The organism is Candidatus Symbiopectobacterium sp. NZEC135 (assembly GCF_025962695.1).
In genome coordinates, this window is sequence record NZ_JAGFPF010000002.1 from 167,790 (window position 1) to 189,880 (window position 22,091).

General features: G+C 55.4%; 21 protein-coding genes. 9 read left to right on the top strand and 12 right to left on the bottom strand.

Features of this window, described 5'->3' with window-relative positions; genetic code table 11:
• The first annotated feature begins 198 nt into the window (after positions 1-198).
• The 7 genes from metK to ruvX all read left to right on the top strand — a co-directional run bounded on the left by metK (position 199) and on the right by ruvX (position 5,667).
• On the top strand, positions 199-1,350 hold the full coding sequence (metK, locus tag J5224_RS02255; RefSeq protein WP_264623804.1) for a methionine adenosyltransferase: 1,152 nt from the start codon (positions 199-201) through the stop codon (positions 1,348-1,350).
• A 90-nt stretch (positions 1,351-1,440) separates the two neighbouring features.
• Positions 1,441-1,953, top strand: coding sequence for a SprT family zinc-dependent metalloprotease (locus tag J5224_RS02260; RefSeq protein WP_264623874.1), 513 nt, complete (start codon positions 1,441-1,443; stop codon positions 1,951-1,953).
• 101 nt (positions 1,954-2,054) lie between these two features.
• Complete coding sequence (gene endA, locus J5224_RS02265; protein WP_264623805.1) at positions 2,055-2,753, top strand: deoxyribonuclease I; 699 nt, start codon at positions 2,055-2,057, stop codon at positions 2,751-2,753.
• 122 nt (positions 2,754-2,875) lie between these two features.
• Positions 2,876-3,610 (top strand): 16S rRNA (uracil(1498)-N(3))-methyltransferase, encoded by a 735-nt coding sequence (gene rsmE, locus J5224_RS02270; RefSeq protein ID WP_264623806.1) that lies wholly within the window; start codon positions 2,876-2,878, stop codon positions 3,608-3,610.
• A 12-nt stretch (positions 3,611-3,622) separates the two neighbouring features.
• A complete protein-coding gene (gshB, locus tag J5224_RS02275) occupies positions 3,623-4,582 on the top strand; it encodes a glutathione synthase (protein WP_264623807.1) in 960 nt (319 codons plus the stop codon).
• Positions 4,583-4,675: 93 nt separating this feature from the next.
• Entirely contained in the window at positions 4,676-5,239 is a 564-nt protein-coding gene (locus J5224_RS02280; RefSeq protein ID WP_264623808.1) for a YqgE/AlgH family protein, read from the top strand.
• The gene (gene ruvX / locus J5224_RS02285) at positions 5,239-5,667 is read left to right on the top strand and encodes a Holliday junction resolvase RuvX (RefSeq protein ID WP_264623809.1); all 429 of its coding nucleotides are present in this window, start codon (positions 5,239-5,241) and stop codon (positions 5,665-5,667) included. Before J5224_RS02280 ends, ruvX begins: the two co-directional genes overlap by 1 nt.
• A 29-nt stretch (positions 5,668-5,696) precedes the next feature.
• Here ruvX and fbp read toward each other — a convergent pair whose 3' ends face one another.
• A complete protein-coding gene (gene fbp, locus J5224_RS02290) occupies positions 5,697-6,701 on the bottom strand; it encodes a class 1 fructose-bisphosphatase (RefSeq protein ID WP_264623810.1) in 1,005 nt (334 codons plus the stop codon).
• A 166-nt stretch (positions 6,702-6,867) separates the two neighbouring features.
• Between fbp and mpl the strand changes: the two genes are divergently transcribed.
• Positions 6,868-8,259 carry a UDP-N-acetylmuramate:L-alanyl-gamma-D-glutamyl-meso-diaminopimelate ligase gene (mpl, locus tag J5224_RS02295; protein WP_264623811.1) on the top strand — a complete coding sequence of 464 codons (1,392 nt, stop codon included), beginning with the start codon at positions 6,868-6,870 and terminating at the stop codon, positions 8,257-8,259.
• 72 nt (positions 8,260-8,331) lie between these two features.
• On the opposite strand, the gene J5224_RS02300 is transcribed toward mpl, so the two are convergent.
• The 11 genes from J5224_RS02300 to nnr form a co-directional block, all read right to left on the bottom strand.
• Positions 8,332-9,630: an adenylosuccinate synthase gene (locus J5224_RS02300; protein WP_264623812.1), complete on the bottom strand. Its 1,299-nt coding sequence runs from the start codon at positions 9,628-9,630 to the stop codon at positions 8,332-8,334.
• 98 nt (positions 9,631-9,728) lie between these two features.
• Positions 9,729-9,929 carry a DUF2065 domain-containing protein gene (locus J5224_RS02305; protein WP_264623813.1) on the bottom strand — a complete coding sequence of 67 codons (201 nt, stop codon included), beginning with the start codon at positions 9,927-9,929 and terminating at the stop codon, positions 9,729-9,731.
• Between the two features lie 78 nt (positions 9,930-10,007).
• Complete coding sequence (gene hflC / locus J5224_RS02310) at positions 10,008-10,997, bottom strand: protease modulator HflC (protein ID WP_264623814.1); 990 nt, start codon at positions 10,995-10,997, stop codon at positions 10,008-10,010.
• Between the two features lie 2 nt (positions 10,998-10,999).
• A complete protein-coding gene (gene hflK / locus J5224_RS02315; RefSeq protein WP_264623815.1) occupies positions 11,000-12,247 on the bottom strand; it encodes an FtsH protease activity modulator HflK in 1,248 nt (415 codons plus the stop codon).
• An 85-nt stretch (positions 12,248-12,332) separates the two neighbouring features.
• Positions 12,333-13,619 carry a ribosome rescue GTPase HflX gene (gene hflX, locus J5224_RS02320; protein WP_264623816.1) on the bottom strand — a complete coding sequence of 429 codons (1,287 nt, stop codon included), beginning with the start codon at positions 13,617-13,619 and terminating at the stop codon, positions 12,333-12,335.
• 92 nt (positions 13,620-13,711) lie between these two features.
• A complete protein-coding gene (gene hfq, locus J5224_RS02325) occupies positions 13,712-14,011 on the bottom strand; it encodes an RNA chaperone Hfq (protein ID WP_252321358.1) in 300 nt (99 codons plus the stop codon).
• Positions 14,012-14,160: 149 nt separating this feature from the next.
• Entirely contained in the window at positions 14,161-15,105 is a 945-nt protein-coding gene (miaA, locus tag J5224_RS02330) for a tRNA (adenosine(37)-N6)-dimethylallyltransferase MiaA (RefSeq protein WP_264623817.1), read from the bottom strand.
• Positions 15,102-17,015, bottom strand: a complete 1,914-nt coding sequence (gene mutL / locus J5224_RS02335) for a DNA mismatch repair endonuclease MutL (protein ID WP_264623818.1) — start codon at positions 17,013-17,015, stop codon at positions 15,102-15,104. The genes miaA and mutL overlap by 4 nt, the downstream gene beginning before the upstream one ends.
• A gap of 42 nt (positions 17,016-17,057) precedes the next feature.
• A complete protein-coding gene (gene amiB, locus J5224_RS02340; protein ID WP_264623819.1) occupies positions 17,058-18,737 on the bottom strand; it encodes an N-acetylmuramoyl-L-alanine amidase AmiB in 1,680 nt (559 codons plus the stop codon).
• Positions 18,734-19,216: a tRNA (adenosine(37)-N6)-threonylcarbamoyltransferase complex ATPase subunit type 1 TsaE gene (tsaE, locus tag J5224_RS02345; protein WP_264623820.1), complete on the bottom strand. Its 483-nt coding sequence runs from the start codon at positions 19,214-19,216 to the stop codon at positions 18,734-18,736. Before tsaE ends, amiB begins: the two co-directional genes overlap by 4 nt.
• Positions 19,213-20,739 (bottom strand): bifunctional ADP-dependent NAD(P)H-hydrate dehydratase/NAD(P)H-hydrate epimerase, encoded by a 1,527-nt coding sequence (gene nnr, locus J5224_RS02350; RefSeq protein WP_264623821.1) that lies wholly within the window; start codon positions 20,737-20,739, stop codon positions 19,213-19,215. The genes tsaE and nnr overlap by 4 nt, the downstream gene beginning before the upstream one ends.
• Before the next feature lie 202 nt (positions 20,740-20,941).
• On the opposite strand from nnr, the gene queG reads away from it, so the two are divergent.
• Complete coding sequence (gene queG / locus J5224_RS02355; RefSeq protein WP_264623822.1) at positions 20,942-22,081, top strand: tRNA epoxyqueuosine(34) reductase QueG; 1,140 nt, start codon at positions 20,942-20,944, stop codon at positions 22,079-22,081.
• Positions 22,082-22,091 lie beyond the last annotated feature (10 nt).

Sequence of the window (22,091 nt, forward strand, 5' to 3'; positions counted from 1 at the left end):
ATGAAAATCACATTTCGACGGGCTAAACGGAAAAAAAATGACAATACCAAATTTCGATGATAGCCGCACGGAAATAAAAAACCGCTGGTAATCCGTCCGCCAAGTGACCTAGAATAGCCATCCAGATGTTAATCCATCTATACTGTTTTACTGACACACCGCGACTACTACAGCATTTGCTTTGAAGGTATAAAACGCATGGCTAAACACCTTTTTACGTCGGAATCCGTTTCTGAAGGGCATCCGGACAAGATTGCAGACCAGATCTCTGATGCGGTTCTTGACGCCATTTTGGAACAAGACCCTAAGGCACGTGTCGCCTGTGAGACTTACGTGAAAACCGGTATGGTGTTAGTGGGCGGTGAGATCACCACCAGCGCCTGGGTGGATATTGAAGAGATCACCCGTCGTACAGTGCGTGAGATTGGCTACGTCAACTCCGAGATGGGGTTTGATGCCAACTCCTGCGCTGTGTTAAGCGCCATCGGTAAGCAATCGCCGGATATCAATCAGGGCGTCGATCGCAGCGATCCGCTGGAACAAGGCGCAGGCGACCAAGGGCTGATGTTCGGTTATGCCACCAATGAAACCGATGTGCTGATGCCGGCGCCTATCACCTACGCTCACCGTTTGGTACAGCGTCAGGCTGAAGTGCGCAAGAACGGCACGCTGCCGTGGCTGCGCCCGGATGCAAAAAGCCAGGTTACCTTCCAATATGATGACGGCAAGATCGTCGGTATCGACGCGGTGGTCCTGTCAACACAGCACGCAGAAGATATTGCGCAAAGCGCTTTGCATGAAGCGGTGATGGAAGAGATCATCAAGCCGGTTCTGCCGTCTGAATGGCTCTCTGCCAGCACCAAATACTTTATCAACCCGACAGGCCGTTTTGTTATCGGTGGCCCGATGGGTGACTGCGGTTTAACCGGTCGCAAGATTATCGTGGATACCTACGGCGGTGCCGCACGTCACGGCGGCGGTGCGTTTTCCGGCAAAGACCCGTCCAAAGTTGACCGCTCTGCGGCCTACGCTGCGCGCTACGTGGCGAAGAACATCGTCGCGGCGGGCTTGGCCGATCGCTGTGAGATTCAGGTTTCCTACGCCATCGGCGTGGCCGAGCCGACCTCAATCATGATCGAAACCTTTGGCACTGAAAAAATCCCGGCAGAGCGTCTCACTCAATTGGTACGTGAGTTCTTCGATCTGCGTCCTTACGGGTTGATCCAAATGCTCGATCTGCTGCACCCAATTTACCAGGAAACTGCCGCTTATGGCCACTTTGGCCGCGAGCACTTCCCGTGGGAAAAAACCGACAAGGCCGCACAACTGCGCGCGTCTGCCGGTCTGTAACCACCGCAAGGCATTCCTCTCCGACCTACGGCGGGAGAGGAATGCGCCTTTCAGTTGCATCCTGTTTTGCCTCGTTCTATCCTCAATGCCATGAACTCGCCTCGCATTCCTATCGCGCTCCACCACGCTGTCATGCACTGTCTGCGTGAACGCCTGCAATTCGCCAATCAAGCCTTAGGCAGCCAGTATTCGGAGCCCAGCGTCAGTTATCAGCAGCGCGGTGCAACCGCCGGGACTGCCTGGTTGCAGCAATGGGAGATCCGTCTGAACCCGGTGCTGTTGTTGGAAAACCAACAGGCTTTCATCGATGAGGTCGTTCCCCACGAACTGGCTCATCTGCTGGTGTATGCCCGCTTTGGCCGCGTTGCGCCCCATGGCAAAGAGTGGCGCTGGATGATGGAACAGATTCTGCAAACCCCGGCGAAACGCACACACCGCTTCGCCACCGCCTCCGTGCAGGGCAAAACCTACCCTTACCGTTGCGCCTGTCAGCAGCACCAGTTGAGCGTGCGTCGCCATTACCGCGCCCAACGCGGCGATGCCACCTATCGCTGTCTGAAGTGCGGTAAACCACTCCAGTTTGACGCCATGCCACCAACCTGAGCTTTTATTCTCACGCCACGATAAAACGCACAGTATCCATTTGCGCGATAGGTCGACGTTCGCTACTCTGCGCGTTTTACGCCAATGGGTAGATTTGGAACATGCTTCGCAACATTCTTGTTATTTCCACACTGAGTGGTGCGCTGTTTTCGGCGTTTGCCGCAGCGCAAACCATCAACAATTTCACTCAGGCTAAAGCCGTGGCTGCGCAAATTCATCAGGATGCCCCCGGCTCCTTCTATTGTGGCTGCCGTATTTCCTGGGACGGTAAAAAAGGCACCCCTGACCTCGCCTCCTGCGGTTATACCGTGCGCAAAAACGCCGATCGCGCACAACGTATCGAGTGGGAACACGTGGTGCCTGCCTGGCAGTTCGGTCATCAACGTCAATGCTGGCAAGAGGGCGGTAGAAAGAACTGTACCCGCGATGAAGTGTATCGCGACATGGAAACCGATCTGCACAACCTGCAGCCCAGTATTGGCGAGGTGAATGGCGATCGCGGTAACTTCATGTATGGTCAATGGAACGGCGGCGAAGGCCAGTACGGCCAATGCGCGATGAAGATCGATTTCAAAAACCAACTGGCAGAACCCCCCGAACGCGCACGTGGAGCCATCGCCCGGACCTATTTTTACATGCGCGATCGCTACCAACTGCGGCTTTCCAGCCAGCAAACCCAGCTATTTACCGCATGGGACAAGCGCTACCCGGTGACGTCTTGGGAATGTACCCGTGACCAGCGCATCGCCGAGCAGCAGGGGAATCATAATCCTTACGTTCAGCAGGCTTGCCAGCGCTAGTTCCACTACCTACTATAGAGCGTTCAACCAACGCCGCAGACCACGAGATGTGCTGCGGCGATAGCGTAACAACATCGCCGCCAGACACGCGCTTGTGAATCACCGAAGGCCAAGATAGACCTATGCGAATACCGCGTATTTTTCACCCTGCGACCGTACCGCTCACGGGGGATGACATCGAATTGAGTGAGGATGCCGCCAATCATGTGGGCCGCGTGCTGCGCATGAATCCGGGTGATGCGTTGCAACTTTTTGACGGCAGCAACCACGTTTTTGCCGCTGAGATCCTGTCGGTCAGTAAAAAGCAGGTTATCGTCCGCACACAGCCCGGCGTTTGGCAGGACAAAGAATCACCGCTCCATCTGCATCTGGGCCAAGTGATGTCGCGCGGTGAGAAGATGGAGTTCACCGTGCAAAAATCCATTGAGCTTGGGGTGAATGTCATCACACCGCTGTTTTCTGAACGCTGCGGCGTGAAGCTGGACGGTGAGCGGCTAGAGAAAAAAATCGCGCAGTGGCAAAAAATCGCCATCGCCGCCTGTGAGCAGTGTGGCCGAAACCAGATACCTGAAATCCGGCCTGCTATGTCGCTCGAAGCGTGGTGCTCCGAGCACGATGAAGCGCTGAAATTGAATTTACACCCGCGTGCGACGCACAGCATCAATACGCTGCCTGCAACGCTCTCACGCGTTCGGTTACTCATTGGCCCTGAAGGGGGCCTGTCTGCCGATGAGATTGCGATGACGGCCCAGCACCACTTCACCGACATTCTGTTGGGGCCGCGCGTTTTACGTACTGAAACGACTGCACTTACCGCCATTACCGCCTTGCAGGTGCGTTTTGGCGATGTGGGGTAAAGGAGAAAAACCATGATCAAGCTCGGCATCGTGATGGATCCCATCGAGTCCATCAACATCAAGAAAGACACCAGCTTTGCCATGCTGCTGGAAGCGCAACGCCGCGGTTATGAGCTGCATTACATGGAGATGAACGACCTCTATCTTCATGCCGGTGAAGCCCGTGCCACCACGCGTCGTCTCAGCGTACAGTACGACTATGATGGCTGGTACGATTTTCACGGCGAGCAGGATATCGCCCTGCACGAACTGGATGCGGTCCTGATGCGTAAGGATCCGCCGTTCGATACCGAATTCATCTATGCCACCTATATCCTGGAGCGGGCAGAAGAAAAAGGCACGCTGATCGTCAACAAGCCGCAAAGCCTGCGTGACTGTAACGAAAAGCTGTTTACCGCCTGGTTCCCACACCTGACGCCGGATACGCTGGTCACGCGCCGCGCCGACAAGCTGCGTCAGTTCCACCAGCAGCATGGCGATGTGATTCTCAAACCGCTGGATGGTATGGGCGGCGCGTCGATTTTCCGGTTGAAACAGGATGACGCTAACGTTTCAGTCATCATCGAAACCCTGACCGAACACGGCCAGCGCTACTGCATGGCGCAAAACTATCTGCCCGCCATCAAAGACGGTGACAAACGCATTCTGGTGGTGGATGGCGAACCCGTACCTTATTGCCTGGCGCGTATCCCGAAAAGCGGTGAAACGCGCGGTAATCTGGCCGCAGGCGGACGCGGTGAAGCCCGCCCGCTGACGGAAAGTGATTGGCAAATCGCTCGCGCGGTGGCACCTACGTTGAAACAGAAAGGGCTGATTTTTGTCGGTCTTGACGTCATCGGCGATCGACTGACGGAAATCAATGTGACCAGCCCTACCTGCGTGCGGGAAATCGAAGCGGCATTTCCTGACATTTCCATCACCGGTATGCTGATGGATGCCATTGAGCGCCGCCTGGCAGATCGCCAACGTTAATGTTCCGTGCGTTAAGGTATCTTGCTGTACGGTATCCGCCCGTGGCAACACGGGCTTCTTCTTATTCCTGACAAGAGCGAATAACCACGCACAATGAATTTACAGCATCATTTTCTTATCGCCATGCCAGCCGTTCAGGATCCCGTTTTCAAACGGGCCCTAATCTATATTTTTGAGCACAATGAAGACGGCGCGATGGGGCTTATCGTCAACAAACCGATGGACCAATTTTCGGTAGAAGATATCCTGAGCAAGCTGCATATCGAACCGACGCCGCGCGATCCCGATATTCGTCTGGATAAACCGGTGTTTTCCGGTGGGCCACTGGCGGACGATCGTGGTTTTATTCTGCACACGCCGCAGTCGGGTTTTGGATCCAGCATCAGCATTTCCAGCGATGTCATGGTTACCACATCAAAAGATGTGTTGGAGACGTTGGGCACGCCGACACAGCCCCGTGACACGATGGTTGCCTTAGGGTATTCCGGCTGGGAGCAGGGACAATTGGAATCTGAGCTGCTGGAAAACGTGTGGCTCACCGCCCCGGCAGAAGCCGATATCCTGTTCCATACCCCTATCGCCGAGCGTTGGCGCATGGCGGCTAAAAGGATCGGTATCGATATCCACAATATTGTGGCCGATGCGGGGCATGCCTGATGACTAACCGAACTCTGCTAGCCTTCGATTTTGGCACCAAAAGCATTGGCGTTGCCATCGGCCAGGAGGTCACCGGCACCGCGCGAGCCCTTACCGCGTTCAAGGCGCAGGACGGCGTGCCTGACTGGAACCAGGTAGAAAAAATGCTCAACGAGTGGCAGCCTGATTTACTGGTGGTGGGATTGCCGCTGAACATGGATGGCACAGAGCAGGAATTGACCGCAAGAGCGCGTAAATTCGCCAACCGCTTACACGGGCGTTTCGGTAAACCGGTAGAACTACAGGATGAACGTCTGAGCACCGTAGAAGCACGGGCAGATCTGTTTGAACGCGGTGGGTTTCGCGCATTGAATAAAGGCCAAGTGGATGCCACCTCGGCCGTCATTATTCTGGAAAGCTGGCTTAGTCGTCAAACGCCGGGGCAGTAATTTGCCAGCGGCGTTCGTGCAAACCGTCGCTATTCGTCCGGGAACTCAGCAATGAAACGTTCCACGTCGTTCACCATGGATTCGGTGCCGACAAAGAATGGGCAGCGCTGGTGCAATTTCTCTGGCTCAATATCAAGAATACGGCGTGCGCCATCGCTGGCTTTACCGCCTGCCTGTTCAGCCAGGAATGCCATCGGGTTGCATTCGTACAGCAAGCGCAGTTTTCCTTTCGGATAGCTTGCGGTGCTCGGATACAAGTAGATGCCGCCTTTTAGCAGGTTACGGTGAAAATCCGCCACCAGTGAGCCGATATAGCGCGAGGTATAAGGACGCTGCGTTGCTTCATCCTGTTCCTGACAATACTTGATGTATTTCTTCACGCCCTGCGGGAATTTGATGTAGTTCCCTTCGTTAATCGAGTACATGTTCCCTTTTTCCGGGAAATGCACACGCTCGTGCGACAGACAGAAAACGCCCAGAGAAGGATCGTAGGTAAAGGCATGCACGCCGTGACCGGTGGTGTACACCAGCATGGTCGAGGAGCCGTACACGATATACCCTGCCGCAACCTGCTTGTTACCCGGTTGCAGGAAATCGGCTTCCGTGACCGGCGTACCCAACGGGGTAATACGACGGTAAATGGAGAAGATGGTACCAACAGATACGTTAACATCAATGTTGGAAGACCCATCCAGCGGATCCATTAACACCACATATTTGGCGTTTAGACCGCGGTCGCCTTCAAAAACGACGATCTCATCTTCTTCTTCGGAGGCAATCCCCGCCACTTCACCACGCGCTTTCAGTGCCGCTTTCAGTTTTTCATTGGCATACAGATCCAGCTTCATCTGCACTTCGCCCTGAACGTTCGACACGCCGCTGGTTCCCAGGATATCAACCAAACCAGCTTTGTTGATATCACGGTGAATAATTTTGGCGCCCAGTTTGAGTGCGGACAACAGCGCGGTCAGTTCACCGGTTGCGTGAGAGAAATCGTGCTGTTTTTCGACGATAAATTCGCCTAACGTTTTCATAACACTATTCCAGAATCTACGAATGAAAAGCGGTTTCAGTTTTCACCGCTCATGTTTGCGCATGCAGTGTAGCCCAAACAGAAAGCCGCACCTAGTCAAATCCATTTCTTATGCGTAATCCAGGCGCTAGAATACGCGAAGACTTTCAGGAACTGATGGAAAATATATGCGTATTCATATTTTGGGCATCTGCGGCACCTTTATGGGCGGTTTAGCACTGCTCGCGCGTTCACTGGGACATGAGGTCACCGGTTCGGATGCCAACGTTTATCCTCCGATGAGCACGTTGCTGGAAGAACAAGGCATCAGCCTTATTCAGGGATATGACCCGGCACAGTTAGACCCCGCGCCAGACCTGGTGATTATTGGCAACGCCATGAGTCGCGGTAACCCTTGCGTTGAGGCAGTACTGGAAAAAAGCATTCCCTACGTCTCCGGACCACAGTGGCTGCATGACGCCGTTCTGCGTGAACGCTGGGTGATTGCCGTTGCGGGCACACACGGTAAAACCACCACCGCCGGGATGGTAACCTGGATTCTTGAAGCCTGCGGCTACCAGCCCGGCTTCGTCATCGGCGGGGTTCCCGGCAATTTCACCGTTTCAGCCCGCTTGGGCGGTGGCACCTTTATGGTAGTGGAAGCCGACGAATATGACTGTGCGTTCTTCGACAAACGTTCAAAATTCGTGCACTACGCACCGCGCACGCTGATCCTGAACAACCTCGAATTCGATCATGCCGATATTTTTGACGATCTGAAAGCCATTCAGAAACAGTTCCATCATCTGGTTCGCCTGGTGCCGGGAACCGGTAAAATCATCCTTCCAGGCAGTGACTTACACCTTAAACAGGTGATGGGTATGGGCTGTTGGAGCGAGCAGGAACTGGTGGGCGATGACGGTGTCTGGAAAGCGAAAAAAGTCACGACCGATGCCAGCGAATTTCAGGTTTATCTGAACGATGAGTTGGTCGGGGAAGTACGCTGGAAGCTGGTGGGCGAGCACAACATGCATAACGCCCTGATGGCCATCGCGGCGGCGCGCCATGTCGGCGTACCCGCTGCCGAAGCCTGCCGTGCGCTGGGCGGATTTATCAACGCCCGCCGCCGCCTTGAACTGCGCGGCACCGTCAATAATATCAGCGTCTACGACGATTTTGCGCACCATCCGACGGCAATTCTTGCCACGCTGGCGGCCTTACGCAGCAAAGTGGGTGGAACGGCACGCATTCTGGCCGTGCTGGAACCGCGCTCAAACACCATGAAAATGGGCGTTATCAAGAATGAGCTGGCCCCGTCATTAGGCCGCGCAGATGAGGTGTTTCTGTTCCAACCGCAGCACATTCCGTGGCAGGTGGTGGAAGTAGCTGATGCCTGTGTACAGCCAGCACACTGGAGCGCGGACATCGACACGTTGGTCGAGATGATCGCCAAAACCGCTCAGCCGGGTGACCATATTCTGGTGATGAGTAACGGTGGGTTCGGGAATATTCACAACGCCTTATTGACGGCGTTGGAGAAGAAAGCAGCATCTGCGCAGGATGAAAGCACTACGTTGTAAAGCAAAACGAAAAGACAAAAAAGGACGGTTTCCCGTCCTTTTTTCGTTTATGCGCTTAGTGCGGTTTACGCATTACGCATCAAACGGATCGCGCAGGATCATGGTTTCGCTACGGTCAGGACCGGTGGAGATAATATCCACCGGCACGCCGGTGACTTCTTCCACGCGCTTGATGTAGTCCAGCGCAGCCTGCGGCAGTTTGCTGTGATCTTGCACACCGAAGGTGCTTTCCGTCCAGCCTGGCAGGGTTTCATAGATAGGCTCGATGCCTTCCCAACCTTCAGCCGCCAGCGGCGTCACATCCACTTCGTCGCCGTTCGGCATACGATAGCCAATGCAGATCTTCACTTCTTTCAGTCCGTCCAGCACGTCCAGTTTGGTCATGCAGAAACCGGACAGGGAGTTGATCTGTACGGCACGGCGCACGGCAACCGCATCCAGCCAACCAGTACGGCGACGACGGCCTGTGGTTGCACCAAACTCGTTACCTTTCTGCGACAGGTGTTCGCCAACATCATCAAACAGTTCGGTAGGGAACGGACCAGCGCCCACGCGGGTAGAGTAAGCTTTGACGATACCCAGCACGTAATCCACGTAACGCGGCCCCAGACCAGAACCGGTAGCAACGCCACCCGCCGTGGTGTTAGAGGAGGTCACGTACGGATAGGTACCGTGGTCGATATCCAGCAGCGTGCCTTGCGCGCCCTCGAACATCACCAGATCGCCGCGCTGATGCGCTTTGAACAGCAGATCGGAAACATCAACCACCATGGCGGTGAGAATGTCGGCAATCGCCAGCACATCATCCAGCACTTTCTGGTAGTCCACGGCTTCCACTTTGTAATAGTTAACCAATTGGAAGTTGTGGTACTCGACGATCTCTTTCAGTTTGGCGGCAAACGTCTGCTTATCGAACAGATCGCCCACACGCAAACCACGACGTGCCACTTTATCTTCATACGCCGGGCCGATACCACGACCGGTGGTGCCGATAGCTTTCTCGCCACGTGCTTTTTCGCGCGCGTTATCCAACGCGACGTGATAAGGAAGAATCAGCGGACACGCTTCAGAAAGCAGCAGACGTTCGCGTACCGGAACACCGCGCGCTTCCAATGCGGTCATCTCTTTCATCAACGCATCAGGTGCCAGCACAACACCGTTGCCGATGATGCTAACCACGTTTTCACGCAGGATGCCAGAGGGGATTAAGTGGAGGACGGTTTTTTCACCGTTGATAACCAGAGTGTGACCAGCATTGTGACCACCCTGGTAGCGCACAACATACTTAGCCCGTTCAGTCAGCAGGTCAACGACCTTGCCTTTACCTTCGTCACCCCATTGGGTGCCCAGTACGACGACGTTCTTACCCATTTCAAGAATCACCAGGTTGCTTAAAAATGGATTCTATCATCCTACTTGGATGCTTTCAGTACTTTTAGCACACGTTTGCGCACATTTTTTGATGCCATTCAGCTTCCCGCGCGATGACGCAACATGTAGTAGATCACGATGCCGGCAACCACTAATCCACCGCCAAAACGGCGTAAAATTGTGTCAGGCTGCTGCGCCATCGCCAGGATCATGCGCCGCCAAATCCGGGGAAACAGCAGCGGCCCCAACCCTTCAACAATCAAGACCAGGCCCAGTGCCAGCCAAATGGTGATACTCATACTCACTCCAATGGAAAATTTTGCCATTAAAAAAGCCCGTATAACCATACGGGCTTTTGGTGAAAACGGTGAGACTACTTAGCGTGCGAGCGACGTCGCTGGCGAACGCATATAGCGGAAGAAATCGCTATCCGGGCTCAACACCATCACGTCCTGATTGTCGTTGAAGCTGGCTTCATAGGCACGCAGACTACGGATAAAGGCATAGAAGTTCGGATCTTCGCTAAACGCGTTGGCAAACAGCTTGGCGGCTTCCGCATCCCCTTCACCACGCATGATCAGTGCTTCACGTTCCGCTTCAGCCAAGGTGCGCGTCACCAAATAATCTGCCGCCGCTTTCAGTTTTTCCGCCTGCTCCTGACCTTGAGAACGGTGACGACGAGCAACCGCTTCACGTTCTGCACGCATACGGGCGAAGATCGCATCCGACACTTCCGTCGGCAGGTTGATCTGCTTGATACGCACATCGATCACTTCGATACCGAGCGCCGCCATACTGTTCGGGTTAATGTGCGGCTGCGCACCCTTGGTCTCTTGCTCCACGCGTGCGGCAGCAGAGGCAATGGCGCTATCCGCTTCGGTGGTTTCACCGGTACCGGTGTTCAGCGCATCACGCACGTCCAACATCAATCGGCCGCGGGAATCGGTAACAATACCGCGCACGTCCAAACGGCCAATTTCAGAACGCAAGCGGTCACTGAACTTACGTTTGAGCAGCACTTCTGCCTGAGAAATATCACCACCCCCCGTTGCCAGGTAGTAACGGCTAAAATCACTGATACGCCACTTGATGTAAGAGTCCACGATCAGGTCTTTCTGCTCCGAGGTGATGAAGCGATCGGCCTGGTTTTCCATGGTCTGAATGCGCGCATCCAGCATCTTCACGGTATCAATAAACGGTACTTTAAACTGCAAACCTGGTACGTAGATAACAGGCTTGTTCTCATCATCGCGCAATACTTTGCCGAAGCGCATCACAATGCCGCGCTGGCCTTCCTGCACCACAAACACTGAGGCATACAACGCCATCAGCACCAGGACGAGGATAAAAACGATAGGCTTACGCATTATTATTCTCTCCCAAAATCACGCTGCGCGTTTGCACGGCGCTGGTCCATGACGGTTCCACCCGTGCTGGTACGGGTTTGTCCGGTGGTTGCTCCGGTGTTGTTCGGTGCAGAGGGCAAACGCATCGGTGCAGCCGTGGTGTTACTGGTCGCGTTACCGCTGGTATTGCCTGTCTGACCGCGCATCAGTTGATCCAACGGCAGCACCATCAGGCTATTGCCTTTGTCATTAACCAACACTTTCCGGGTATGTCCCAGTACACGCTCCATGCTTTCGATATAGAGACGTTCGCGGGTAATTTCTGGCGCGGCTTTGTATTCCGGCAGAATCTTAGCGAAACGCGCCACTTCACCTTGCGCTTCCAGCGTGATACGAGCGCGATAAGCGCGCGCCTCTTCCAGCACACGCTGTGCCTGACCGTTTGCACGCGGCTGCACTTCGTTGGCATAGGCTTCGGCTTCACGAATGTATTGCTGTTCGTTCTCACGTGCCGCGATAGCGTCATCAAACGCCGCTTTCACTTCCTCTGGCGGACGCGCCGCCTGGAAGTTAACGTCCAACAGGGTTAACCCCATGTTGTACGGACGAATGGTCTCTTCCAATACACGTTGCGTGTCAGTACGCACGATGGAACGTCCCTCAGTGAGGATTTTGTCCATGGTGTATTTACCGATAACACCGCGCAGGGCACTGTCGGTCGCCTGACGCAGGCTGTCGTCGGCATTGGTCACGCTAAACAGATAGCGCTCAGGCTCCGTAACACGGTACTGAACGTTCATCTCCACGCGCACCACGTTTTCATCCGACGTCAACATCACGCCTGAGGTCGCCAATTCACGCACAGATTCCACGTTTACCGCACGAACCGAGTCGATAAATGTCGGTTTCCAGTTCAGGCCCGGCCCTACCAGGTGACTGAACTTGCCAAAGCGAGTCACGACGCCGCGCTCGGCTTCTCGGATGGTGTAAAAGCCGCTCGCGGCCCAAATCACCACAGCCGCTACCGCGACGATGCCCACGACCCGACCACCCAGGCCGCTGCCAGAGGTGCCGCCGCCGTTGCCTGAATTCTTGCTTCCGCCCAGTTCGCCCAGCTTTTTGCTCAGCTTGCGGAAGATATCATCCAGATCGGGAGGACCTTGATCCCGGCCGCCTTTATTATTGTTTCCGCCAGAGTTGCCGCCTTGATTATTGCTGCTCCCCCACGGGTCGCGGTCCTGTCCGTTATTACCGGGCTGATTCCACGCCATGTTTTAGCTCCATTCTTTTATGATTGGTGTTCTTCAGGTTCAATATCCCAGAGTCCGCAGAGCAATGCCGAGATCGACCGACATATCAGTCTAAAACCACATAATCCGCGAGTTCTTGCTCTTGTTTGCAAAGACGACGCCAGTCCACCATCGGCATACGCACGATAAGTCCTATGCGACCGTCTTCCTCAATCCATTCTTTTTCTATTGCCTGAAGCTGGTAAAAACGACTACGAAGGCGTCCTGCCTGCGGAGGAAGGCTCAGAGAATAATGTGCGATGTCCCCTGATAGCCGCTCCGTCAATGCCTGAAATAACAACGAAATCCCGTCACCCGTCTGGGCAGAAAGCCATACCCTGACCGGCACATTCTCTTCGTTGCGATCGATACGCGGAACGAAACCGTCCAGCATGTCGATTTTGTTCATCACGAGCAGCACAGGAATCTCATCAGCCTCGATTTCCGCCAGCACCTCGTTTACCGCTGCGATATTCTCATCAATACGAGGATCGGCAGCGTCCACTAAGTGCAATAGCAACGATGCCTGACGCGTTTCCTGTAATGTCGCTTTAAACGCCGCCACTAAATCGTGCGGCAAGTGACGAATAAACCCTACCGTGTCGGCCAACACCGTATCCCCGACATCCACAACATTAATGCGTCGCAGCGTCGGGTCCAGTGTGGCAAACAGCTGATCGGCAGCATAAACGCCTGCCGCTGTCATTTCGTTAAACAGGGTGGATTTTCCGGCGTTGGTGTAGCCCACCAGCGCAACCGTAGGTACATCCGCACGCGTTCTGGCACGGCGCCCTTGTTCACGCTGCTTCTCCACACGCTCAAGGCGAGAGAGGATCTGGCTGATACGGTTACGCAACAAGCGACGGTCGGTTTCGAGCTGGGTTTCACCCGGCCCACGCAGGCCAATCCCCCCTTTCTGACGCTCAAGGTGCGTCCATCCCCTTACCAGACGTGTGGCAAGGTGACGCAACTGCGCCAGTTCAACCTGCAATTTCCCCTCGTGAGTACGCGCACGCTGGGCAAAAATATCCAGAATCAATCCGGTTCTGTCGATAACACGGCATTCGCACAAACGCTCAAGGTTACGCTCCTGAGCTGGCGTCAGCGCATGATTGAACAGCACAACAAAGGCATCGGTGGCTTTCACCGCCTGTGCAATTTCTTCTGCCTTTCCTTCACCCACAAAATATTTGGAGTGCGGTGCCTTGCGGCTACCGGTGATCACCTGCAATGACTCGATACCGGCGGAGGAAACCAGAGATTCAAACTCCAGCAAATCGTCCGTATCTCGGTCTTGCGAAAAATAAATATGAACCAATACGGCCCGTTCACCGGCTTCATAACGGTCAAACAAACGTGCGACCTCTCAAACAAACGAAAAACACCCTGGTGGAAAGCGTTAGCGATGTGTACAAGCTCCCCACCGGGGTGAAAGCGCAATACGCGTTATTCCGCGTCATCACTTTCCTGCGCCGACGACTGCTGATTTGCAGACGAACCACCATGGTAGTTGCTGGTGCCAGGGTTATTGCTGTGATGAGAAACCGGACGTGACGGCACCACGGTGGAGATAGCGTGCTTATACACCATCTGGCTAACCGTGTTTTTCAACAAGATAACGAACTGATCGAAAGACTCGATCTGGCCCTGCAACTTGATACCATTCACCAAATAAATAGAAACCGGAACACGTTCGCGACGCAGCGCGTTCAGGAACGGGTCTTGCAAAGATTGCCCCTTAGCCATTCTATATTTTCCTTATTTGCTTGTTGTTTGTAACAAAGAACCCCAAGGCTCTAAAATAATGATGTAAAAAAATTGTGCGCTGAGACTCGCCAATTGTACACAATCGGCCACCCTATGCACTAACTATGCGCGTATAATAAACCCGCACATCAAGGTGCCTGTACCACCGCCATCACACGTTCAAACGCATCCTGCGGTTTTTCACTGTCCAACCAATGAACGCCGTCCCAACCGCGCAGCCAGGTCATTTGACGTTTCGCCAACTGACGTGTCGCACAAATACCTCGGAACACCATCTCATCGTAATCACACTCGCCGGATAAATATGACCACATCTGGCGATAACCAACGCAACGAACAGACGGCAAATCCTGATGTAAATCGCCCCGGGCAAAGAGCGAACGGACTTCCATCTCAAATCCTGCCGTCAGCATCTGCTGAAAACGCAGCGCAATGCGCTCGTGCAACAGTTCGCGCGTCACCGGTGCAATGGCAAACTGATGCACACGGTAAGGCAGCGCCTCACCCGCTGTTTTTGTCAGCTCTGTTAAAGTGTTACCTGAAACGAAAAAAACTTCCAGTGCCCGGCACAGTCTCTGCGGATCATTTGGATGAATCCGAGCCGCTGCAACGGGATCAATCTCACACAATTGGCGGTGAAGCGCTTCCCACCCTTGCTCACGCGCCTGCGCTTCGATGCGCTGACGCACGGCCATGTCGGCTGACGGCAACGGTGACAACCCCTCCAGCAGCGCCTTGAAGTACAGCATGGTTCCCCCGACTAACAGGGGAATACGCCCGGCGGCGGTAATGTCCGCCATCTCCCGCAACGCATCGCGGCGGAAATCCGCGGCGGAATACGCCTGCGTCGGATCGAGAATATCAATCAGACGGTGTGGGGCCTGAGCCAACTCTTCAGCGCTGGGTTTGGCGCTGCCAATATCCATGCCTTTATAGATAAGGGCGGAGTCCACACTAATCAACTCAACGGGCAACGATTGTCGCAACGCCATCGCCAGCGCGGTTTTTCCTGACGCTGTCGGCCCCATGATAAAAATCGCGGGGGGAAGGGTTGCGCTCGATAATTCAGTCATACTTTCAAAGCCTTAATGGCATCTTCCACGCTAACCCGCTGCAACAGCGACGCGGGCGGCTGTTTCGGCAGTTCCGGACAAAGCCGCTCTATTTCCGTCAACAGTTGTATCGCCTGCGCCTGGCTCCAACGCTCGTGGTCACTGTGCAGTTGTTCCGACAACCAGGTCGCCAGTTGCTCAGGCGTGCACGCAGGTTGCAGCGCAAGATAGCCTAACAGTTCAGAGATCAAGTTTTGTAAATTTTGTTGGCGTAATGGTAAAGGTACAGCGCGCAGTAGCGCTCTCTGGGACTCCAGCGCGATATCAATGCCAAACTGCGCCAATAGTGCCTGATGATGAAGCAGCGCTTCGCGTTCATTTTTTTCCACGGTCAAACGTTGTGGAATCAATAATGGCTGAGGACGTAACCCTTGTTCCGGCGGCAACAGCTGCGCGCGCTTAAGGTAACGCTCAGCGTACGTCAGTGACACTATCGCCAACCCGTGCTGATACTCTACCAACGCAAAACTGGGCGGAAACACGGTTAACAGGCGGCCAAAACCTTGCGTCACGCTGACCGGTTCAACATCCGGCACAGACACGGGCACGGCGGTGCCGCTGGGTTCTTGAACCGCCTCCACTGCAGATGCAGGTTTCAATAAAGTCTGGTAAAGCTCACCCTGTTTTTTCTGGTAGGGTGCGCCAGCGAGGGGCATAGGGCCCCGTCCTTGCGGTTGAGAAGCGCGTGGCTGATAGGCAGGGGCACGCTCCTGCATCTGGCGTGCCGGAACCTCTGCCGCTTTCGGGGGCGCATGCTCCACCAGACGTGCGGGCTGCGCAAACTGGTTTTCCCCTGCGGCGACGCGATTTTCCGGCTGCCACGCGATGGCTTCGCCTGCCACATCGGAGGCCACGGCCGTCAACGGCAGTTCAGACGCCTGCTGTAATACGCTCACCACCGCTTGATAGATAAAATCGTGCACCAAGCGCGACTCATGGAAACGCACTTCGTGCTTCGCCGGGTGCACGTTGACATCAACCTGATGCGGATCCACGTCAAGAAACAGCAGGTAGGCAGGCTGCTGCTCACCGTGCAAACTGTCTTGGTAAGCCTGACGGATAGCGTGATTAATCAGTCGATCGCGCATCATGCGTTGATTGACGTAGCAATACTGCATGTCGGTTAGTTGCTTTGCACCCTCAGGATCGACCACCCAGCCGTGGATGGACAAATCGCCGTGCTGCCACGAAATACGCAGCGCATGTTGCAAAAACAGCGGCCCGCAAATGCTGCCAACGCGACGTTCATGCTGTGAGGCATCCGGCGCGGCGCGGTATTGGCGGATGGTTTTACCATTATGGTTAAGGGTTATCGCCACATCGAAGCGCGCCAGCGCGATGCGGCGTACTACTTCATCTATATGCGCGAATTCTGTCTTTTCTGTGCGCATGAATTTGCGCCGCGCGGGAGTGTTGTAAAACAGATCGAGCACTTCCAGCGTGGTGCCGACAGGATGCGCCGCCGGTTTTACCGTCACCGCCATATCACGGCCTTCCGCATAGGCCTGCCACGCTTCATTCTGCTCCGCCGTGCGGGACGTCAGCATTAAGCGTGAAACGGAACTGATACTCGCCAGCGCCTCGCCGCGAAAACCCAGGCTGATGATCGCTTCGAGATCGTCCAGCGTGGCAATTTTGCTGGTTGCATGGCGCGCCAGCGCTAAGGCCAGATCGTCTTTTCCGATGCCTGTACCGTTATCACGAATCCGAATACGTTTTGCTCCGCCGCGATCGATATCGATATCAATTCGGGTCGCCCCGGCATCGAGACTGTTCTCCACCAGTTCCTTCACCACGGAAGCGGGGCGTTCCACCACTTCTCCGGCGGCAATCTGGTTAGCCAGTTGGGGAGGCAAAACCTGAATCGGCATGCGAGTTCCTCTGTTATTGACGCACGCGCGTCGCGAACGGCATCAGGCTGACGGGATAATCAGCGTCTGCCCAAGTTGTACCGTGCCGGACGTCATGTCATTGGCACGTTGGATCTCCTTCATACTTACACCATATCGCATGGCAATGGCACTCAGGCTATCTCCTTTTACCACTTTATGTTTGACCGGAACGGCGGTACGCGGTACCGGGGCCGAGGCTGTCGATGTGCGGGCCCCCGCAGGAATACGCAATTTCTGCCCCACCCAGACGCTGTCTTTTTTCAGATTATTCTCACTGCGCAACGCCGCCATACTGACGCCATAACGCGCCGCAATACCGGAAAGCGACTCACCGCGCGCCACCGTATGGTGCGTGGTCGCTGCACTACTGGATGCCGAAGTTATGGGCGTTGCAGCCTTACGGTTGACCGGCTGTACGACCGGTCGGTTTTCCTGCTTTGGGACGGATTGTACTGGATGCGCCTGGAAATAGCTGCGCAACCCCCGGTAGATCGCCGTGGCGATTTTATCCTGATAATCGCTGCTTCCCAGCAGACGCTCTTCGGTCAGGTTGCTGATAAAACCCGTTTCCACCAGCAACGAGGGAATATCCGGCGATCGCAGCACGCCCAGACTGGCGTGTTCCGGGCGGCGTTTGTGCAACGACCCGACGCGCTGCATTTCCTGCAACACTTTGACCGCCACGTCATAACCGACGCGCTGAGAGTGACCAAACTGCAAATCCAGCACCGCCTGGCTCAGGTAAGGATCGGCACTGTTGTTTGCCAGCAGATCCCCTGCGCCACCCAACAGTTCCGACTGCTTCTCGTGCTGTTCCAGCCAGTTGGCCATTTCACTGTTGGCACGCCGATTTGACAGCACCCATACGGAAGCACCAGAAGCCCCGCGGTTTGGTGCGGCATCCGCATGAATGGAAACCAGCAGGTTGGCACCTTGCTTACGTGCCACATCGGAGCGCCCCATGACAGAGATAAAGTAATCACCGTCACGCGTCATCACGCCTTTAAAATTAGGATCGCTATTGAGCAAAGTGTGCAATTTACGCCCAATCGCCAGCGTCACGTTTTTCTCACGCAAGCCAGAAGGTCCAATCGCACCGGGATCCTGCCCACCGTGTCCGGCATCAATGGCAACGACCACCGGTTCGCTGGCACCACCAGAGCGCGGCGTTGCTGCGCGCGCTGAGGCATTGCTGTTCACCACCACGGTAGATTTGTTGTTAAACGGATTGCCACCCGATTCAACCGGTGCCGTGTTACGGGTTTCGCGCGTAACGGGAGCCGCTGAGGGCGCTTTTGTTAGCTTCGCTTTCTGCTGCCCGGCAACGGTAAACACCACGTTAAACCCCGCGCCGGCCTTCTGTGTCGAGGCGCGCGTTTTGGCCGGTTGGGTCAAATCCAGTACCAGTCGCAGGCTCTGTGCATCCTTCGCCTGACTGGTACGAATACGTTTGATAATGTTTTGCCCGCTGAACTCCAGCGGCAGCCCTTGAACCACCCCCGTCTGCCGGATGTCGATCACCACCCGATCCGGGTTGTTTAGCGGGAAAAAAGCATAGATCGGCTGTCCGCTGAAATTCAGGCTGACCGTCGCCTGATTATCGCCGTTTTCCACCTTGATATCAGAGAGGTTGGCGGCCCAACCCGTACTGGCCAGCAGCAGCCCAGCCCACATCACCAGAGCGAGCACGCGTTTCATCATGGCGTTTCACTCTCCGGCAGAGGAGATATCTGCGCCAGAATACGTTCACCCAGCGCCGATAGGGCAATCAACTGCGCATGCCGCCCTTGCGTTTCATAGTTCAGATGCACTTCAAGATCGGCACTGGGGAGAATACCTTCTCCCTGCTGTGGCCACTCAATCAGGCAGATAGCATCCTGCGTCACGTAGTCGCGGATCCCCATAAACTCCAGCTCTTCAGGATCGGCCAGACGGTACAGGTCAAAATGATACACCGCCAGCGGTGACAGCGCGTAGGGTTCCACCAGCGTATACGTGGGGCTTTTCACGTTACCCTGATGACCACGCGCCTGAAGGAAGCCGCGGCTGAACGTGGTTTTACCGGCACCCAGATCGCCAAAAAGATAAATACTGCATGCGCTGTCGCAGGCCTGCGCCAACGATGCCCCTAATGCGATGGTAGCTGCCTCATCGGGCAGCGGAAAATCTACTTTTTTCATTCTGTCTTTTCTAAGGGTATCCACTCAGGATTAACATAGCGGGACAATACTGGCATCAGGTCGGTTGCCAACATCCCTCGCGTGCCGCGCTGTTCGGCCAACGCGTCGGCCGCCGCACCGTGCACCACACAGCCTGCGCAAGCCGCCGCATAGCGTGACAATTTTTGGCCAAGCAATGCGCCAATAATACCAGACAACACGTCGCCCATACCGCCACTCGCCATGCCAGGATTGCCGACATCAACCAGCGCCAGTGCATCAGACTCATCGGCAATCACGGTACCCGCCCCTTTTAGCACGACCGTGCCGCCATAGCGTTGTACCAGTTTCTGGGCAGCAAGTAAGCGATCACTTTCAATCTCAGCCACTCGGCAATTCAGCAGGCGGGCTGCTTCCCCCGGATGTGGGGTTAAAATACGATTTTGACGTTTAAAAGGGCTCATTGCCAGCAGGTTTAGCGCATCCGCATCCCACAGCATGGGTTTGTTACAATTTTCCACGGCGCGCAGTGCGCTTTTCGCCCAACCATCCTGCCCCAGTCCCGGACCAATCACCACCACGTCAGCCCAGTCAAGCCCTTCACGAAGGGTGGCATCACTCAGCGCTTGCACCATCAATTCCGGGCGCACCATCAGTAACGCCGCTGAGTATTGGGTGTGAGTGAGTACTCGCACCAACCCTGCACCACTGCGCAATGCGGCTTCTCCCGCCATCGCGATAGCGCCCCCCATGCCGGCATTGCCCCCCACCAGCAGCAATCGGCCATGATCGCCTTTGTGCGCCAGTGGCGAACGCGGCGTCAGCCAGCCCGGTAAATGCTCACGGGATAAACGCCGCATCGGCGCCGGATGCTGCTGCAACCAGCCTGAAAGCGCCAAATCCGCATAATGTAACGCGCCGACACAAGCGCGCGCCCTACCCGTCAGCAGTCCCGGTTTGAGCGCAATAAAGGTGACGGTACAGGCAGCGACGATCGCTTCTCCTGCACAGGCACCGGTTTGCGCATTCAGCCCTGAGGGAATATCCAGCGCCAGCACCGGCGCAGCGTGGGCATTAGCGCGTGCGATCAGCGCCTCATACGGGGCACGTGGCGCGGAGGATAACCCAGTCCCCAGCAGGCCGTCGATAATCAAATCGATTCCGTCAGGCCAGGGGGAATCAGGAGCCAATGCCACATCCCCCAGCGCCTGCCATGCCGCGTAAGCGCACTGCGCCTCCTCTGGCAGAGGGTGCGCAGCCTTACATGCGACCACGGTGGTTTCAACCCCTGCGGCGCGCGCAAGCGTAGCCACCACATAGCCATCGCCGCCGTTGTTACCCTGTCCGCACAATACCAGCCAACGGCGCGCATTCGGGTAGCAGCGACGGGCATGTTGGTAAGCCGCCTCTCCGGCACGTTGCATCAACGCATAGAGCGTGGTTCCCGTTTGCTGCGCGGCGTCAGGCTCTGCACGACGCAGCCAGTCGGGTGAATAAACGCGGTCTGGTAGCCTTCGCTGATAAGCAGGTAGGGTATGGGGCATGGGTTCCTCCCGGGCAATATAAGCGCTTGTAGATAAAACGGATAACGCATGGTTATCTTTATGTCTCAACTTAGCAAGGTCTGAAACCGGCTGCCAGAAACCTCTCGGGTAAATGTTGCATGGCACAGATGTCCTCCGCGCGCAGACGTCCGTCAGACGATGTGATAAAATAAGGACGTTTATCTCTCCCAAATGGTTCCTCATGACTTATCCCTACGACCTTAACCAACTCGCCCAACACATCAAACGGTGGGGACTCGAGTTGGGCTTTCAGCAGGTAGGGATCTGCGATACCGATCTTTCCCATGAAGAACCACGGCTCCAGGCGTGGCTGGATAAGCAATATCACGGTGAAATGGCGTGGATGGCGCGTCACGGTATGCTGCGCGCGCGCCCGCATGAACTGTTGCCCGGCACGCTGCGCGTTATTAGCGTACGCATGAACTATCTGCCCGCTAAAGCGGCTTTCGCAAAAACCCTGAATAACCCGACGCTCGGTTACGTCAGCCGTTACGCGCTGGGGCGTGATTACCACAAACTGTTGCGCCAGCGGCTGAAAAAGTTGGGTGACCGGATACAGGAACATTGCGGCAGCCTGCAATTCCGCCCTTTCGTCGATTCCGCACCGATTATGGAGCGCCCGCTGGCGGCCAAGGCTGGGTTAGGTTGGGTGGGCAAACACTCGCTGATCCTCAATCGGGAAGCGGGCTCCTGGTTTTTCCTCGGGGAACTGCTTATCGACCTGCCGTTACCGGTCGATCAACCGCTGGAAGAACAGTGCGGGCGCTGTGTCGCCTGCATGACAACCTGTCCGACCGGGGCCATCGTTGCACCTTACACTGTGGATGCCAGGCGCTGCATCTCCTACCTGACCATTGAGCTGGAAGGGGTCATTCCCGAAGCTTTTCGTCCGTTGATGGGCAACCGTATTTACGGCTGTGATGATTGCCAACTGATCTGCCCCTGGAACCGTTTTTCTCAGCTCACCGATGAAGATGATTTCAGCCCGCGCGCCGCGCTGCATACGCCTGCGCTGCTGGACCTGTTTCAGTGGGATGAAGCAAAATTTCTGCGTATCACGGAAGGTTCAGCCATCCGCCGCATCGGCCACGAGCGCTGGTTGCGCAACATCGCCGTGGCGCTGGGGAATGCCCCCTATGAGGAAAATGTTGTGTTAGCCTTACAAGCGCGACTCGGGCAGAGCGCGTTGATCGATGAGCATATTCACTGGGCCATTGAGCAGCAATTGGCACGCCGTGCCGCTCAGGCTATCGACGTGCAGTTGCCGCAGAAAAAACGGCTTATTCGTGCTATTGAAAAAGGATTACCGCGCGATGCCTGAGGTGTTTTCC